At 52.6% G+C, this 17,630-nt stretch carries 13 protein-coding genes; 4 read left to right on the forward strand and 9 right to left on the reverse strand.

The window, feature by feature from the left end; genetic code table 11:
• Positions 1-64 precede the first annotated feature (64 nt).
• The 4 genes from HY913_09740 to HY913_09755 all read right to left on the reverse strand — a co-directional run bounded on the left by HY913_09740 (position 65) and on the right by HY913_09755 (position 4,142).
• Positions 65-1,000, reverse strand: a complete 936-nt coding sequence (locus HY913_09740) for a methylenetetrahydrofolate reductase (GenBank protein ID MBI4963545.1) — start codon at positions 998-1,000, stop codon at positions 65-67.
• Positions 997-1,665, reverse strand: coding sequence for a methylenetetrahydrofolate reductase C-terminal domain-containing protein (locus HY913_09745; GenBank protein MBI4963546.1), 669 nt, complete (start codon positions 1,663-1,665; stop codon positions 997-999). The genes HY913_09740 and HY913_09745 overlap by 4 nt, the downstream gene beginning before the upstream one ends.
• 43 nt (positions 1,666-1,708) lie before the next feature.
• Entirely contained in the window at positions 1,709-2,149 is a 441-nt protein-coding gene (locus tag HY913_09750; protein ID MBI4963547.1) for a hydrogenase iron-sulfur subunit, read from the reverse strand.
• A gap of 667 nt (positions 2,150-2,816) precedes the next feature.
• Complete coding sequence (locus HY913_09755) at positions 2,817-4,142, reverse strand: hypothetical protein (protein ID MBI4963548.1); 1,326 nt, start codon at positions 4,140-4,142, stop codon at positions 2,817-2,819.
• A 277-nt stretch (positions 4,143-4,419) separates the two neighbouring features.
• Between HY913_09755 and HY913_09760 the strand changes: the two genes are divergently transcribed.
• Positions 4,420-5,634, forward strand: coding sequence for a 6-phosphofructokinase (locus tag HY913_09760; protein ID MBI4963549.1), 1,215 nt, complete (start codon positions 4,420-4,422; stop codon positions 5,632-5,634).
• A gap of 698 nt (positions 5,635-6,332) precedes the next feature.
• Here HY913_09760 and HY913_09765 read toward each other — a convergent pair.
• Both HY913_09765 and HY913_09770 read right to left on the reverse strand, forming a co-directional pair.
• Positions 6,333-7,976, reverse strand: a complete 1,644-nt coding sequence (locus HY913_09765; protein MBI4963550.1) for an ankyrin repeat domain-containing protein — start codon at positions 7,974-7,976, stop codon at positions 6,333-6,335.
• A gap of 290 nt (positions 7,977-8,266) precedes the next feature.
• A complete protein-coding gene (locus tag HY913_09770) occupies positions 8,267-8,947 on the reverse strand; it encodes an ankyrin repeat domain-containing protein (GenBank protein MBI4963551.1) in 681 nt (226 codons plus the stop codon).
• A 478-nt stretch (positions 8,948-9,425) separates the two neighbouring features.
• On the opposite strand from HY913_09770, the gene HY913_09775 reads away from it, so the two are divergent.
• The 3 genes from HY913_09775 to HY913_09785 all read left to right on the forward strand — a co-directional run bounded on the left by HY913_09775 (position 9,426) and on the right by HY913_09785 (position 13,677).
• On the forward strand, positions 9,426-10,259 hold the full coding sequence (locus tag HY913_09775) for an aldo/keto reductase (protein MBI4963552.1): 834 nt from the start codon (positions 9,426-9,428) through the stop codon (positions 10,257-10,259).
• Between the two features lie 293 nt (positions 10,260-10,552).
• Entirely contained in the window at positions 10,553-11,524 is a 972-nt protein-coding gene (locus HY913_09780; GenBank protein ID MBI4963553.1) for an ABC transporter substrate-binding protein, read from the forward strand.
• Positions 11,521-13,677 carry a HAMP domain-containing protein gene (locus tag HY913_09785; protein ID MBI4963554.1) on the forward strand — a complete coding sequence of 719 codons (2,157 nt, stop codon included), beginning with the start codon at positions 11,521-11,523 and terminating at the stop codon, positions 13,675-13,677. The genes HY913_09780 and HY913_09785 overlap by 4 nt, the downstream gene beginning before the upstream one ends.
• Before the next feature lie 58 nt (positions 13,678-13,735).
• On the opposite strand, the gene HY913_09790 is transcribed toward HY913_09785, so the two are convergent.
• The 3 genes from HY913_09790 to HY913_09800 form a co-directional block, all read right to left on the reverse strand.
• Entirely contained in the window at positions 13,736-14,953 is a 1,218-nt protein-coding gene (locus tag HY913_09790) for a glycosyltransferase family 4 protein (GenBank protein MBI4963555.1), read from the reverse strand.
• Between the two features lie 46 nt (positions 14,954-14,999).
• Positions 15,000-16,463 carry a radical SAM protein gene (locus tag HY913_09795; protein ID MBI4963556.1) on the reverse strand — a complete coding sequence of 488 codons (1,464 nt, stop codon included), beginning with the start codon at positions 16,461-16,463 and terminating at the stop codon, positions 15,000-15,002.
• 70 nt (positions 16,464-16,533) lie between these two features.
• A complete protein-coding gene (locus HY913_09800) occupies positions 16,534-17,601 on the reverse strand; it encodes an NAD-dependent epimerase/dehydratase family protein (protein MBI4963557.1) in 1,068 nt (355 codons plus the stop codon).
• Between the last annotated feature and the right edge of the window lie 29 nt (positions 17,602-17,630).

A 17,630-nucleotide genomic window follows, 5' to 3' on the forward strand; every position in this document is an offset into this window, starting at 1 on the left:
ACCAAAAAAGGGAAGCCTCAAATTACGTGAAGCCTCCCTTTTGCACCAACAGTCAGAATATTGATCAAACAGTCGGACGTGGCAGAAGACCTGCCTTCTGAGCTATCTCGCCGACCTTTTCTTCCCATTCTATAGCCATTATATGCACACCCGCCACGCCCGGGATTTCCCGTAACTGGTGAATGGTTTCCACAGCGATGGTTATTCCTTCTTCAGCCTGTTTCTCCTTCGGGGTGCCTTTCATACGCTCCAAGAGTTCTTCGGGAACGTCCATACCTGGCACGTTCTTGGCCATGTACCTTGCCATTCCGAAGGATTTGAACGGGGTTACGCCGCCCAGTACGTAGACTTTCTCGTGCAGGCCTCTATCAACCACACCTTTCATCCATTCTTTGAACTTATTCAGATTGAAGATGCACTGCGTCTGAATGAATTCCACGCCCGCGGCCACTTTCTTGGCAAGTCTCGGCACACGGATGGCGAAAGGGTCCGCGAAAGGATTCTCCGCGGCCCCGATGAACAATCTCGGCACGCCTTTTATTTCCTCGCCGCTCAGGAATTTTCCTTCGTCCCGCATTTGGCGAACAGTATGAATCAACTGTATGGAGTCTATATCATAGACATTCTTGGCTTGTGGGTGATCCCCGAACTTCTGATGGTCTCCGGAGAGACAAAGCATGTTTTTGATGCCTAGAGCCGCTCCACCTAGAACATCGCTCTGGATGGCTATTCTGTTCCGATCACGGCAAACCATCTGCATGACGGGTTCCAATCCCTCTTGCATCATGATCACTGCCGAGGCGATGGAGGACATCCTGACGACGGAGGTCTGGTTGTCGGTAATATTAAACGCATCCGCGTTGCTTTTGAGTAGCCCGCATTTTTTGCGAATGACTTCAGGATCGGCTCCCCTGGGCGGACCGCATTCACCCGTGACGGCAAATTGTCCTGACTTCAGGATCTTTTCAAGGTTGCTGTCAGTTTTGATTTCACCGCTCATCGTTGAAAGTCCTCCCTGATCATCTTACGCGGACCGCCATCCCGGTTGGATCTCCAGTCGCAGATTGCCATGATCTCTTCGTACCGATCCATTTGGCCCAGGGATTCCAAACGGTCTATGATCAGTTGCCAACCGCAATCCACTTCAGGATCGATTTCACATTTGCCTTTGGTCGATCCACCGCAAGGACCGTTAAGGAGGCTTTTAGAGCACCTGGCAATGGGACAAATCCCGGCGGTGTAGTACAGCTTGCACTCACCGCACGTTTGGCAGCGCTCGACGTAGTATCCTTCTTTCTTGGATCCGCCAACGAAGCTGGTATTCAAAGCAGGATAAACAGGTGTCCCTGTGTATCGTTCGGCCATAAATTGAACGCCGGCCCCGCATGCCATGGAAAGCACAGCGTCCACTTCCGGGACCAGACTCTGAACTTCGTCTATGTATTCAGGATCGCACTGTCTTTCAACGGTCTTCTCTATGATCTCAAGGGGGTTGCCTTCTTTATCCCGAGCCATCCGCAACTGGCTGGAAAGGACGCGAACTTCGTCTTGCCCGCCGGTCAGGCAGACAGTAACGCACCCGCCGCAACCGAGTACCAGGACTTTCTTATGACCCTCCAACATTCTTGTAATCTCATCGAAGGGTTTCCTCTCACCTACGACCATTTTATGCCTCCAAAAGGACGTTGAAGCAAACGCCTGCTGTGGGTTAAGCTGCCTGTTCTTTCTTGATTTTGACGTTCTTATTAAGGGGACTCGGCCCCAGATTGATTATACGCTCGGTAAATTCACGAGCCACCTCGGCGAACCTCGGGCCCATGGCTGCGCTCATGTTGTACATTTCGAGCCTTTCGGGCTCAAGGCCTACTTCCTGTATGAGTTTCTTTGTATAGTTCACTCTCGGCTTGGCTACCAGGTTGCCTTGAATGAAATGACAGTCACCTTCGAGGCATCCCGCAACATAAACACCATCAGCCCCCTTTTCGAAGGCGCGCAAAAGGAAAACCGGGGTTATTTTTCCCGTGCAAGGCAATCGGATCACTCGTATGTTGGTCGGGTACTCCAGTCTCATGCTGCCGGCCAAATCTGCGGCGCCGTAGGCGCAATAGTGACAGCAAAATGCTACGATAGTGGGCTCAAAATCTGCCATTAGTTTGCTCTCCTGGATCTTTTCATAACTGGAGAAATCGATGGGGAGGAGTCTGAATTTAAACTAATCGGAAAAAAAATGCAAGATGCCAACTTCCTCTAAAGACTTGCTCGACCATACAAGTCGAGAACATATAACTATACTACGGTATGGAAGTGGTAAAAACAAGGGATGAGAACCAGAGGGGAATGAAATTAAACATGCCGTTAGAAGCGGCTTTGAAAGCCATAGGTGGGACAGGCTTGCCAAGGGGGTCTCAAAATACTGGAATGGGGGAATTCCCTTGTACGGCGCGCACGGCCGAGGCTGTCTCAGAAGTCGGAGAAAGGTTCAGATCGTGCTACGAATTGAACCCCAGCGGCCCATGGTGGGTAGCCCGGACGCTACTGCCTCCGGGTGCCGCAGGCAAAAGAGGTCTGGACCTATGATACTGCAATGGATTCATTGATGAATATAGCAGGTTCAAGAATTTGTTCGGCCACCAGACCTCCTGTCGCTTCGCGACCCGCGGGTGGGACCGGCATCTTGCCGGTCATTCTCATAGACAGGCTGGAAGCCTGTCCCACCGAACGTCCGGGCTACCCGCCGCGTAACACCATTCCCCCGTATCCATTAGTTTTCAGACAGCCTCGGCCGTGCGCGCCGTACAAGGATTGGTCCAGCGCTTTCACACCGGCTCCCAGGATTCTTCCGTGCCGGCTCTGTTCAATAATCCACGGATAAGATTTATGTCGTCGAGCGACTCGAACTCTCGAGGTTTTTTTTCTCCCAGCGTGGTGCTAGCGTAAAGCGGTCTCTTTTGAAGAAGCCCTTGAATCAGACCGGCGAGGGGATGTCCCAGGTTCTCAACTCCTCCTTCGTAACTGCGAAGGAGCTTTTGGGCTTCTTTGCGCAAGTCCAGGATCAGGCTGAATCCCCTGCGAAACAGGTATTCCATGTGATTTGATCGCAGGAGGTTGGTGGCTTTTGAGATGTCCTCTCTCGATAGTTCTTCCAGGGCAATATTTATATACCCGCTGACCTTTCTCAGGCTTCCGTGCAGGTCATCCACCTGTCCCGGATCGCGCGCGTCAGCGACCATGACCTTGTTGGCAAGATGTGCCAGTTCTTGAGATAGCCTGTCTCTTTCATGCGGGTCTGAAATCTCGTCTAATGCCTTCTTGAATAAAGTATCCGGCTCCAACACCTTCAAAGGGTATTTCAAGACATTTCGAGGGGCTTCATAGGGTTCGACCCTTTCGTCAAAAGGTTCAGGCGGCGAATACGACAAGGCGCCTCGTTGAATGTACGCGTATATTTCAACAGCCTCGTCGAATTCCGGAAAGCCTCGATCGGCCAGCCGGGCCATACGCAGTCTGCGAGCCTCCTCCTGGTTTTCCAAATGTATGCCCCGGGCAAGTTCTTCCATGAGGCCGAAGTAGTATTCCGTATTCCACTCAAAAATGGTTTGAAGAAATCGCTTCAGAGCTTCTTCGTGCGCCGGCGATGAGAACTTGACAAAGAAAAGGTCGTCGAGTGTGAACGGCGGCAACGTGTCGGAGTCCTCAACGAGATCGATGTCGGGATTTCTTATTCGGACCTTCACGAAAGCGTTCATCAACGACACAATGAGTTCGGAATCCGTCACTTGCACGAATTGCAGAATCTTTCCCTCACCCATGGCCGCTATCATATTTAGCCAGCGTCCTGCAGACTCAAAGTGGAGCATGTCCTTTTTCCATAGATCCAGATCCAGCAGGTACAAAAATTGCCTGCCGGTGGTAAAGGTTATGAGGCCGGGGGCATGTTCTTCCCCCAACTTCTTTACAGTGAAGAACATCTCTTCTTCTGACATTTGTCGGACAATTTCGCCTGGTCGCGCAACAACCCTGACCAACTCTTCACGGGCCTCGGGGGACAGCTCGCTGAAGATCCGGATTCGCCGGTCCAAGGGTAGGGCATCGAACGACTCGATGACTCGTACAGAAGATTCCGCGGTTTCCATGTCCTTCATGTAACGAGTTTATCCACAGACCCGTCGGAAATCAACATCCCCCATCTTGGGGAATGCAGGGATCTCATGATAGTATGACCAAGGGATTGTCAAACTGGTTTTTGGCCAGGCCTTGGCGGTTTGGAAAGTAGGGGCCGGCGTCCCTGCCGGTCCTGTTTTAATAATATTGGCGGGAACTTTTCGTTACCTTTTGAACCTTCCTCGAATATCGCGTAAAATCGACCGAAACATGACAAACAGGGATTAACTTGATTCTTATGAAATGAGGGAGTGAGCAATGGAAAAATTGACCGGAAAGGCAATTATTGCCATGGGGGGCGGTCCTACCGCGGTCATCAATCAGTCGCTGGTCGGGGCAGTGCTCCAGGCGCGCCAGTACCCGTACATAACCCAATTTTATGGAGCATTCCGAGGGGTCGAAGGCCTGGTGAATGAAGAATTTGTCAATCTTTCCGAAGCAACCGGACATAACCTGGAAATGGTGGCCAGGACACCCGGAGCGGGGATTCGCAGCACCAGAGTCAAACCGGACGAAGGGTATTGCAAGCGAATCTTCGACGTTTGCAAGGCACATGGGATCCACTATTTTTTCTACATTGGCGGCAACGACTCAGCGGAAACCTGCCGAATCGTGAATAAGTTCGCTACGGAAGAAGGCTACGAACTCCGGGTAATGCACATTCCCAAGACTATCGACAACGATCTGCGGGTGACGGATCATTGCCCCGGTTACGGTTCCGCGGCCAAATTCGTGGCCCAGGCTTTCTCGGGCGTAAACCTGGACAACCGGTCTCTGCCCGGGGTTTACATTGGCATAGTAATGGGTCGGCACGCGGGCTTTCTTACCGCCGCGTCCGTGTTTGCGCGCAAGTATCCGGATGACGGGCCCCATTTGATTTATGTTCCGGAACGAACGTTCGACGCTGACGAATTCGTTGGTAGCGTAGACAAGATGTACAGCAAGTATGGACGTGCGGTTGTCGCGGTGTCCGAAGGCATACAGGATGCCCAGGGAAGGCCGGTACTCGCGGGCCTCGTGAAAGACGTTGAGCGGGACTCCCATGGGAATATCCAGCTTTCCGGGACCACATCCCTGGGCGACGCGCTCATGAATCTGGTCAAGAGCAAGCTGAACATCAAGCGCGTGAGATCTGATACTTTCGGATATCTCCAGAGGTCGTTCCTGGGATGCGTCAGCGAAGTCGATGCGCACGAGGCGCGGGAGGTCGGCGAGCGCGCGGTTCAGATCGTGGCATGGCACAGGGTTGACGGCTCGATCACGATCGAAAGAGTCGGCGATTATGGAGTTAGATACAATCTGACTCCGCTAAAGGAAGTCGCCAAGGAGACGAAGTGCATGCCTGATTCGTTCATAGAAGGCGCTAACAATGTGACCGTTGAATTTAAAAACTACGCGAGACCGCTCCTTGGCGATTTTCCTGCATACGAGAGGATCCACGCACCGCGCGTGGAAAAAATATTGAATAAGTAGAAGGATCTTATACCATCAGTCCCGGTAGGATCGGTAAGCGAAGCCAACCGCATCGGTCGTGGGTAGAGAATCGCGCACCGCCAATAATGCTGGTCCCGTTGGTCACCGCATCCTACGTGCGGCGTATAGCGTCCCCAGAATTTCAGGGTCGGGGTATTCCCCGACACGGCTGCGTAATTAGGCTGCTTGTCCCTACTGTAATTGACAGCATCTTACTACAACGTTATTACCAATGAAATCCAGGACGTCCTCCTGCGTCCGTTCCCGGTTGTCCTTCCAGGCCCTAAACTGCCCGTTTTCTCGAAGAACTGTCCATCGCGCACCGCACTTCTCACATCGTCGACCCCGGTTGACTCCGTGCTTGTGGTACCAATCCGTAGCAACCAAGACCACCCAACCCTCCAGACGGGCAATATGCGCCATTAGCTTGTGCTCCTTTTGTCGGTGTACGACGAGGTATTCCTCTTTCCACTTGAGTACTTTCGGACAGCTATTCCATCGTACTGTTCCAGCGTGGCATGGTTGTGTGCGGGACTTATTCACGGATTGATTCATGGATGCCACTGGTGACTTGTCCAGTATGCTGCTTCCTGTTAACAGAACTTTTTGGGAACTACTATAAACGGATGTGAAAGTGGGGGGTGATTAGAGAACCGCCGTAATGTCAATATGTTGAAGGCTTCTCACAAATATTTCTTTTAATACACCCCATATTTTCGATAGCATTCCATTCTGCATTTCTTCGGCCCATCTTCCCCCTCTGGACTATGCGGGTGGACTTGATACTTGTAATAGGCTGCGCAACGTTCAAGGCATTCCCTCTGGTTCACCGCGTTTATGGCCCGCTGCCCCGCTTCTGCTGTTCGTTTCTCCTCCGCTTGAGCGGCCACAATTTGGTTACGCCTCCTTTCCATAATCACGGTGGCTATCTTCTTGCAATTCGGCGGGAAACCCTCCAAATGAAGCATATTGGGGTCCTTCCCTTCTGAGGACTCTTCGCCCCGGGCCTCAGCCTTGTAATATGCTGAAACGGCTCCCCTATTTGCGCCTCTGTTCAATAGCAACTCAACCACCTTGAGACTGCAGTCACTGGCGGCCAGCTCCAGGAGGCCCTCGCCTTTTGTGGTCACGACATTAATGTCAGCTCCGGCGTCCAGAAGCATCTCAACTATTTTGTCGCTATCCTTAAAGTTGCCGAATGCTGCCGCCAGTATTAGGGCATCATCTTTGCGGTCATGGGTGCCCCGGTCTCTCAGCAGGCGCTCCACACACTCATGACGGGAACGAAAAATATCAGTTACCGCCGTTTCTAGGGCCGTTCTGCCTTTATTATTCTTTTCGGCCACACGTGCACCATTTTGTACAAGCAGGTCTATAACCGCGGGGGTTGCCGCAAGCATTAAAGCTGTCGTTCCGTCAGTGGCCTTGGCGTTGATGTTAGCGCCGCTCTGTATAAGTATTTTCATCGCCTCCACATGGCCCCCCTGTGCCGCAAGTATCAAGGCACCATCCGCTATATTTCTTGAATTAACGTCGATTCCATTTTGCCTCTCGTAATCAAGAAGTGTCCGAATTATTCGAGGATGGCCGTGCGAAGCAGCGAAATACATTGCAACGCGCCCCTTGATGTTTTGTTGTCTGACGTCTGCACCCGCGCTGATCAAAGTATTGACGACATCGACATGGTTTTCCTTGCAGGCATACATCAAGGCCGTGTTGCCGTTGGCATCGATTTGATTTGGGGCCGCCCCCCTTTTCAACAACAGGTGCACTACCTCTCCATGGCCGTACTCAGCTGCCCAGATCAAAGGTTTCTTAAGGTGATTCCACTCACCCGGGAGACGGTCTTGAGATTCGTCATTGATGTTGGCTCCACTATCCAAAAGCGCCTCAACTATTCGAGTATGACCGTTTTGGGAAGCCACCATAATTAGAGACCGACCGTCTACTTTAGAGTTAGGATCTACCTTCTTCAAGAGTCGTTTAACCTTTTTCTCATCCCCTTCTCCGCACGCCTGGAACAGCGCTTCAGTTGGGTTTTCGATAAACGGTAAAGCTAAGATTGCCAAACCCACAAAAGCTGCGACGCCAATTATCACTGTTTTGGAAGTCAGAGGTTTCTTATAGCCAAAGCTACTTCTAATCCCGGCGGGCGAGGCTGACATAGGTCCCGGGCCAGAGTGGGCAGCGGAGCCTTGATCGTTTTCCTGAGCACCAGCGGGCAAGTATTCTTTCGGCTTATTGTACTTTGCGACTATTACCCCGCATTGAGGGCATTCTTCACATGGGTGAGACTGGGGCATCCCACATGCCGGACATTTCCAGACTATGTTTGAGTCCATGAGATTAAACCCCCCGAGAGTATGGGCGGAATTTTCAATTTATTTAGGCCAAAGATACGAGCCTCTTCTTTGCGACGGATAGGCTTCTCCCCCAGTTTTGGAGCATACTTCTGCATGGTCGCAGCAGTCAAGGCTAATCTTGGCTTTTGCCGAGTTGTGGGATGTGGTGAACGAAGCGAACCGCATCGGTCGCGAAAAAGGCCCCACACAACCGGGCTGAGACGGTGGCTAACGGAACCGCACCCTACAGGGCCTAGGTGCCGATGCTCCGACTTCATCCCCGATTGGCGTCATTCCCCCGCGCCGTGTTTGAGCAGCAGTTCCCGCACTTGCTGGTGGCCGTTCTTGCGGGCGAGGCTCAAGGCGGTTTCACGGCCGTCATATTTGGCATTAATACCGGCCTTTCTTTCAAGCAACAATTCCACCACATCGGCACGACCGTTTGCAGAAGCCCATAACAGCGCGGTGGCGCCTTTAGCGGTTCGGGCGTTGACGTCTGCACCGCGATCTAGGAGGAGCCTCACTAAGGGGAAATGTCCTGCGCCAGCGGCCGCGATCAGTGCCGTAACCCTCTTGTTTGTCTTGGCATTAATGTCGGCTCCTCTGTCCAGGAGTTGCTGAGCAACGGGGAGAGAGCCTTGACCCGCAGCCGCGATCAACGCAGTGGCACCGTCGTCACTGGTAGCCTCCAGGTCCGCGCCCTTGTCGAGCAGCACTTTGACAATTTCAACATGCCCATTTAGCGATGCCCACATCAAAGCGGTCAGACGACGTTTCTTGTCCCTCGCGTTTACATCCGCGCCCTCTCGGAGAAACCGCTGCACCGCGGGCAGCACGCCATAGGTAGCCGCTTTAATGAGTGATTGGTCTTTGTCTTCAAATTCCTTGGGCTGGGCTGCCGCGTCCCGGACGAAAGCCGCCAAGGCCAACAGAAAGATCAAAACGAATAGGAGATAGTCGTGTTTTCGCATAATAATAGTGGTTGCCAGAATTGGCGTCCGATTGCTCTTAAGAAGGCCCGCCTCATCTCAGCGCGTCGCACCATTACTGGGGCATGACTTTGCTGCGGGTGCCACTGCTGGGCAAGCTAGCAGAAACTGTCTCAGAATCGAGGATTCTGCTATGGCACCGGTAGGGGCGGTTCGTGAACCGCCCGAAATTAGGGCGCTTCTCGAAGCGCCCCTACATGAGAAATCCTCCGCTCCCCAATTCTGAGCCAGTTTCAGCAATCGCACCCAAGCCATAGTACTCGCCGGCTGGTTGCCGAATGGAAGAAGCCAGAGTTTCTGGCAAAAGCCATAAACCGCAGATCATGACCGTCGAGGCTTTGAGCATTATGTTGCTCAAAATCACAGTTTGCAACGACCTTCAGAGTAAATACTCTAAAATGTAGAGGCCTGGTCTTCGCGAAACGCAAGGACGTGAAACGCCTTCGGAGAGGAAACGTTCATGGAAATTCCGAAAAGGAAACTAGGCAAAACCGGCGTGGAAGTCACCATCTTGGGACTTGGAGGGGAAGGGGTCCTCAGGACCTTTGGGTATGACAAGGCGGCATACGAATTAATCAATCGGGCAATCGACCTTGGGATCAACTATTGCGAATCCGCGCTGGCATATTCCGGCAGTGAGGCATATTACGGGAACGCACTGAGACAAAGACGTGACGAGATCTTTCTCACGAGCAAGTCCCACGCCAGAGATAAAAGAGGCGCTCTGGATCATTTGCGCCAGACCTTGACAAACATGAAGACCGACCACCTGGATCTGTGGCAAGTTCATGACGTCAGGAGCGAAGAAGACATTGCGCAAATCTTTGGGCCGAACGGCGCGATCGAAGCGTTTGTGGAGGCCAAGGAAAAGGGCCTCACGCGGTTCATCGGCGTCACCGGCCACCATGATCCCATGATAATCAAGAAATGCATTGAGATGTTCGATTTCGATACGGTTCTCCTTCCGGTGAACCCGGCTGAGCCGTTTTACCGGAGCTTCCTCGATGGAGTCGTTCCTTTGGCAAACGAAAAGCGCATGGGGATAATAGGAATGAAGGTCTATCTTCGGGGCTTCGCGTCAAAATTGCCCGCGTACGCGTCCATGAAACCTTTCCTCCACTTTGCCTTGTCCCAACCAATCACCAATGTAGTGATCGGATGTGATTCCGTGGAGCAACTTGAAGAAAATGTAGTTTTTGCCGGATCTTTCAGCCCGATGTCCCAGGAGGAGCAACAGTCTTTGCTGGACATGGTGAACCCGCACGCACATTCGTTAATGTACTACAAACCCTAACGAATGCGCTTCACTACGGATCCCGGCCACGAGCGAACTGTTGTTCCATGTGACCATGATCGTATTACATTTGGATAGTTCGGCCTGAATGACGAACAGGTAGGGGTAGGCAGAAAAAAGGACGGACAAAGAAAGGGGAAAAATTAGACTCCGAGCTTTCATAATGGTATTCTTCGAATGACTACCGGATTGAGCCGCGGAGGCTTCTTGTCAACCGACAAGTGCTGTTCCAATCCGCAAGGGTTCACGGGCATATAATCTCCGGCCTAATGTGTCATGTTTTTACCGGCATAATGAAGAACCTCTGCATAGTCGTTTCTTTGGTCCTACTGAGTTGCATGGCTGCGACGTTCTGTGCGGCCGAGACTGTGACCAAGGTTTCTCTGGTCCCTCAGTGGATGCCACAGGCACAGTTCGCAGGCTATATGGTGGCCTTGGAAAAGGGGTTTTACAGAGAGGCCGGCCTTGACCTTACCCTCATCAGGGGCGGTCCTGACAGTCTTCCTTTTGAGATGCTGTCCAGCGGGCGCGCCACGTTTTGCACAGCTTGGCTCTCCACAGGTATCCAGCAAAGGAGCGCGGGAAACCGAGTAATAAACCTGGGACAGATAGTTCAGCAGTCGGCGCTGATGCTGATTGCCAAGAAAAATAGCGGTATTACCTCACCGGCCGACTTACATGGGAAACGAGTAGGCCTTTGGGAAGGAGATTTCCGCATACAACCACGGGCTTTCTTTCGTCAAAATAACCTCATGGTCGAGATGGTTCCGCTCTACTGCACAGCGAACCTATTCTTAAGAAGCGGAGTGGATGCCATATCGGCCATGTGGTACAATGAATACCACGCCCTTCTCAACTGCGGCCTCAATCCGGACGAGCTTACGGCTTTCTTCCTGAAGGACTTCGGGTTGAACTTTCCCGAAGATGGGATCTATTGTCTTGAAGAGACATTCCTCGCCAACCCGGAAGTATGTGCGCGAGTAGTAGACGCCTCTCTCAGGGGGTGGCTTTATGCCTTCAAGCACCCGGAAGAGGCCCTGGATGTGGTCATGAGATACGCGGAAGAGGCCCACACGGGTACCAACAGGGCCCATCAACGCTGGATGCTTGCCCGCATGAAAGACCTTATCCTACCGGATGGTAATGGGTCAGGGCTTGGCAAGCTGAAAATCGAAGATTACTCCAGAGTAGCCGGAATACTGCTCGATTTTAATCTCATAAACGATATTCCCCCATTTGCCGAGTTTTATCGAGGCCCCAAATGAGGTTCCTGGGCCTTCGAAGTATAGCCGTAAAGATAACGCTCCTCGTGCTCGTGGGCACAGCCGTGGTTTTTTCAGGCATCCTTGCGTACAGTTATGTATGCAGCAAGCGTATGATCCTCGAAGAGACGGAACGCAGCGCGGTAAATCTCGCCAAGGCAGTAGCGAACCGGATCGAACGAGAATTCAGAGGAGTGGAAAAAGTCCCGAGGAACCTTGCCTGCTTTCTTGAAAGTTCCCGGTATAACGAAAACACCCTTCACCGCATAATGCGTCAAATGGTGGAAGACAACAGCGAGGTATTTGGCGTTGCGGTCGCGTACGAACCCTATGCTTTTGACGTCACCAGGAGGACCTACGCACCCTATTTTTGCAAAAAGGCCAAGACGGTCGAGTACGTTCAGCTCGCGACTCCGGAATACAACTATTTCCAGCAGGACTGGTACCACATACCCAAAGAGCTGAAAGGCCCTGTATGGAGCGAGCCCTACTTCGATGAAGGCGGCGGCAACATACTTATGGCCACCTATTCATTTCCGCTCTTCGCGGAGGCTGACGAAGGCAGAGGATCTAACGTCAAGGCCATCATTACCGCGGACGTGTCTTTGGAATGGCTCGGCAAGTTCGTGGCCGGCATGAGCGTGGGCCGCACGGGATACGGGTTTCTCATTTCCGGCAACGGAAACTTTGTCACCCACCCGCGAAGCGAACTTGTCATGCGGGAATCCATATTTAGCCTGGCAGAAGAACTTAACAGGCCGAAGTTGCGAGAAATAGGCCGCGAGATGATTCAGCGAAAATCCGGGTTCGTGGACCTGGGCAGGAGCCTCAGGGGAGAAGAGGCATTTCTGGCCTATGCCCGCATTCCATCCTCGGGTTGGGCCCTGGGTGCCGTCTTGCCGAAGGAGGAGCTGTTCGCGGGAGTAAACCAACTCCATCTGACTAACGAGGTGTTGGGACTTCTGGGGATTACACTGCTGCTTGCAGTAAGTCTCCTTGTGGCTCGATCCATTGCAGGTCCGCTGCGTCGCATGGCCGGGGCAACCGCAAAGGTCGCGCGGGGCGATCTCAATATTGATCTTTCAGATATCCGGACTCATGACGAAGTAGGTCAGCTCGCCAAGGCGTTTATGGACATGACCGAAGGTCTCAAGCAGAGGGATTTCATACGGGATACCTTTGGTCGCTATTTGACCCGTGAAGTGGTGACTCGTCTGCTGGAGGCAAAAGACGGTCTGCGGCTTGGGGGAGAGAGTCGAGAAATCTCTATCGTAATGTCCGACATCAGGGGCTTCACGGCTCTTACGGCCAATATGCAACCGGAACAGGTGATCACGTTCTTAAACCGTTACCTTGGCAAGATGCTGGAAATTCTGCTTGATTACCGTGGCACCATCGACGAGATCATAGGAGATGGCATCCTGGCTTTTTTTGGCGCGCCAGAACCGCTGGAAGACCACCCCGCGCGAGCTGTCGCGTGCGCGCTGAAAATGCAGGAGGCCATGGACGCGATCAACGCTCTTAATGAAGCTGACGGGCTGCCGCGCATCGAGATGGGCGTCGCAGTGAACACGGGACGCGTGGTTGTGGGAAACATCGGTTCGGAGAAGCGAACGAAATACGGTGCAGTGGGCTCCCAAGTGAACTTCACGGGTAGAATGGAGTCTTTCACCGTAGGCGGGCAAGTTTTGATCAGCAGTTCCACTCACGACCGTCTATCAAACCTGCTCGATGTTCGGAATGTCCTCCACGTTGAAATGAAAGGCATATCAGGCCAGGTGTCCTTATATGACGTGCGGGGCATCGGCGGACCTTATGACGTGCACCTCAGCGACCATGATGACCCGCCGATACGGCTTCCCGAAAAAATCTACGCTCGAATCAGACGCCTGGACCAGAAGACCGTCACCCAGGCGGAGATCTCCGCGGAAATCACCCATGCCTCCCTCACATCGGCACGGATCACGTTGGACCAGGACGTCCGCCAATGGGAGAACCTGCGGGTGTTGCTCCTCGATGGCGCGACCAAGGCGGTGGAAGGCGAAGTGTACGCGAAAGTAGTCTCGACTGAACGAATTGAAGACAAATGTGAAGCCGTGATCCGCTTCACGTCTGTGTCCGCGGAAGCATACAAAATATTCCGACGGGATGAATGATGGCGCGTCGAATCGGACAAAACTTTTGGCAAAGAGTACAACTGTTGAGGAGCGAACATCACCGTCTTAAATTTAGGATTTCACTCAATTTTGAAGCTGCCGCAGAGATATTATATTCAGTTTCTATTTTCCTCCTCGCGTTCCGGCCCATTCTCTTCCGTAATTCAGGATCATTGAGAAGCAGTGTGCAGCAAGTTGCGAAATCCTCCTCCGTGGCCGCTATGAAAGCGGTGACCCCGTGTTCGACAAATCTGGGTGCTTCGCCGAAATCGGTCGCGACGGTTGGTTTGCCGCAGGCCATGTACTCGAACAGTTTCGTCGGACTCTTGGAACGCGAAAAATCGTCGTGCGTGGTGAGGGGGTACAGCCCCACGTCAATCCCCGCATAGTAATCCGGCATGGTTTCCGGTTCTCTCCAGCCAAGGAAGGCCACATTTGCGTGTTTGGCGATTTTGTCCGCCTCACGCTTCGCTTCGTCAAGAAAATGCCCAGCCCCTACGATCTCCAGGACCGCCCTGTCGTCCTTCAGCAGCTCGAAAGCTCTTATGAGGAAGACCACATCCTTAAGGTTCATTTCCATAAAAAGCGTGCCGGTCCACGCGAACACCACCAATGCCTCACCTGGTTTGGAGTCGGTTGACGGTTGAAACATAGTGGCGTCGGGGAAAGTCGGGATGATCTCAACCCTGTTGTAGTGTTTGTGCATCTCCTGTTCAAGATGCCGGCTTGAGACCACACATCCCTCGGAAATAAGGGTGTGAACAGGCAACGTATCTCTAAAATTCACGTATGAGCCGAGAGAATATTCATAGATCCAGTCGTCGACATCGGTCCAGATTTTCAACGAGAAGGGGTACATGATCTTCAAGCAGAGCAGAGGCAAGAACTCATAGAAAGGCCGCTGTGCGAACAAAATGCCCGCGCGCGAGTGGACCGCGGCCATCATTGCATTAAATAGCAACAGAATTCTGCGGAAGAGCGAAATCTCAAAGGGCGGGAGACCTTTGTAATGGGCAATGTGATCCCAAAAAGACAAGACACTGGCGTCAGCCCCCCGCTTTTTCATTTCAGCGCAAAACCCGTAACATCTTAGCCTGGACGGCGCGACACGGAAGCCTTCATTGGTCCAGAACAGGACGCGGTCGGATTTCCTCGGGAAAAACCGTGCGTAGATCCATAGGACGGGAAAGAAAATTACCCATGCCCCGAGCAACGCGATGGACGGAAGGCCAAGAACTCTGATTACAGTGAACAGTTTCCTAGCCAGAGAAACCATTTAATTCCATATCACTTCATCGTGAATTGCGAGCGGAAAGAGGAAATCATCCCAACCCGAAACGAAATCGAAGCATCTTATTCAGAGTAGCCAGCGCTCTGCCCGGATGCCTGATTCCCTGCAAAACGAGTCGCGGCCAGCGTTCACGAGATGCCATAAGGTGGATATTCCACAAGGCGTGGGCTTCCTGTAGGGCCCTATCGAGGTCTGACTTGGTCAGCTCATTGGTCCTGTGGACAGCGCCGGTCGACCCGCTGTACTCTTCCCAATTTTTGGTCAAAATATGACCTTTTTTCAACAGGTCAGCATAGTACGCCGTGCCCGGGAAGGGTGTGGCCACACTGAATTGAACGGAAAATGGATCCAGTTCAATGGCCTTTTGAATGGTACGACGGATGGTTTCTTTGGTTTCACCGGGAAGTCCGAAGGTAAAAGTCAGGTGCACCTCTATGTCCAGCTCCTTGGAGATCCTTACCGCTTCTTCAACCTGCTTGATCTGTAAGTTCTTTCCGCTGGCGTCGATCAACTCCTGGACACCGGACTCCATCCCGTATTTCAACGAAACCAGCCCTGCGTCTTTCATTTCTTGGAGGACTTCCCGATCCACAAGGTCCGCGCGTGCCATGACAGACCAGGGCAGTCCTATTTTCCGGGACTTTATTTCACGGCTAAGGCGGATTATCCTCTCTTTTCCTACATTAAAAGTGTCGTCGTCGAAATAGAAGGATTTGAACGGCCACTTTTTTAGGCAGTATTCAAGCTCGTCGACCACATCCACAGGGTTGCGGGCACGATAACGATTCCCGCCGTACATTATCTGGGGCCAGACACAGAAGACACACTGGTACGGGCATCCTCGACTGGCCCACATTTGCAGAGACGGGACCGGAATCCCGCCGGGCCTGTCGTTATACAGCTCCATGTGAAAAAGATGCCTGGCCGGCCAGGGCAATGAATCAATGTCTTTCAGCAGCGGCCTCGGCCCATTGTCGTGGGCTTTCCCGTCGGAACCTCTGTAGACAAGGCCTTTGATCTGGCCAAGGTCTCCGCCTTGTTCGAGCACGTGCACCAAATCATGCAGGATCATTTCGTATTCCCCGCGGAAGACAAAACTCACCTGCCCGTTTTTCGCAAGAAAGTCGGGCTCAAGCATCAGGGCATGCGTGCCGCAAAAGGCGATCAAGGCCTTTGAATGCCGCTCTTTGATCTTGGATGCGAAGGCCAGATCCAGGTCAACAGTAGGAGTGGCTGTTTCCAAAATCACGAGGTCGGGGTCCGCCTCGGTGATACGGGAAAGGCACGCTTCGTCGTTCAACTTCTCTGCGCATGCATCGACAACCGAGACCTGCTTTCCTGCTCTCTCAAGCACCGCCGCAGCATACGCCATGAAGAACGGGAAAGGCATATAATCAGTGATTGCACAGTCTTCCAGGTGGGGCCATCTGCTGCCGGCTCGAACTCCGTAGAGGCCTCCCTTGGACCAAGGGGGATTCAACATCAATATTTTCATGAAATCATCGCGCCTGTTAAGCTTTCCGGACCACCCGGAGAATTCCGACGTGGTTGTTTTGAGACTTGGATTAGAGTCCCGATTCCGCGAGCGCGGTCTTGTTGTCGCGGACCCAGCGAGCTATGCTCTCCGCGCCTTGTTGGATAGAGACGGTTGGGGACCAAGCGAGGTCTCGCGTGATCTCCGAGTTGTCGGTTATGTATATTATCATGTCGCCTTTTCTGATTTGGTCTTGATGACTTGTCACCAGCTTCTTGTCCATGAGCCGTTCCATCAATTCAGTGGCTTCGACAAGTGAGAGGGAATTCTCTCGGCCTCCGCCGACGTTCCATACTCGGCCCGAGAGTTGCTGAAGTCTTTCCAACTGAATCCGGACTAAGGAGCACAAGTCGTTGATAAACAGAATATCACGAACTTGTTTGCCTTTGTAGCCCAGGTAGGCGATCGGTCTTCCAAAAAAACAGCTAATGGCCCAGAAGGTTAGCCATCCCTGATGAACTACTCCGAACTGCCCCTCTCCGGCGATCACACCGCATCGGTTTATTATGACAGGTAGGTTGAACGCGTCGGAGTATTCCTGGCAGAAAAAATCAGCGGCCGCTTTGGATGCCCCGTATATGGTTTTAGTCGCGCCGTCCATATCGAACTGCGCACTGATCCCGTTCAACGGATCAAATCCTCGTGGCAGCGACTCACTGGAGACATGCGCATCCCAATCCCATCGAGTCGCCCGCTCCACCACCGTCAGAGAGTTGACCTTGTCAGCCGGATAAACTCTGCTTGAACTCAAAAAAATCATGCCGATCCCTCGGGTTCGGCAAAATTCCAGGCAGTTGATGACGCCGGCCACGTTGGTAGTGAAGTCATATAGGGGATTGGCGTAACCGGAAACGACCGAAGGTTGTGCGGAACATTCAATCAGGCAATCAGCGTCAGCAGGCAATTCGGCAAAGTCCTCGACCCTTCTTATGTCACCGTGGATGAAGCGAATGCCCAACTTCAGCAGCTTGGGCACGTTCATCTCGCTTCCTCGACGGACAAGGTTATCGAACACCGTGACCTGATGACCCGCCTCGGCAAGGTCCCTGGTCAGGTTGAAGCCTACGAATCCGGCGCCTCCGGTGATTATGATGCGCATGCTAGGCATTATTGGAATTCGCTTTCAAG

It is taken from the genome of Desulfomonile tiedjei (assembly GCA_016212925.1).
Lineage (GTDB): Bacteria > Desulfobacterota > Desulfomonilia > Desulfomonilales > Desulfomonilaceae > JACRDF01.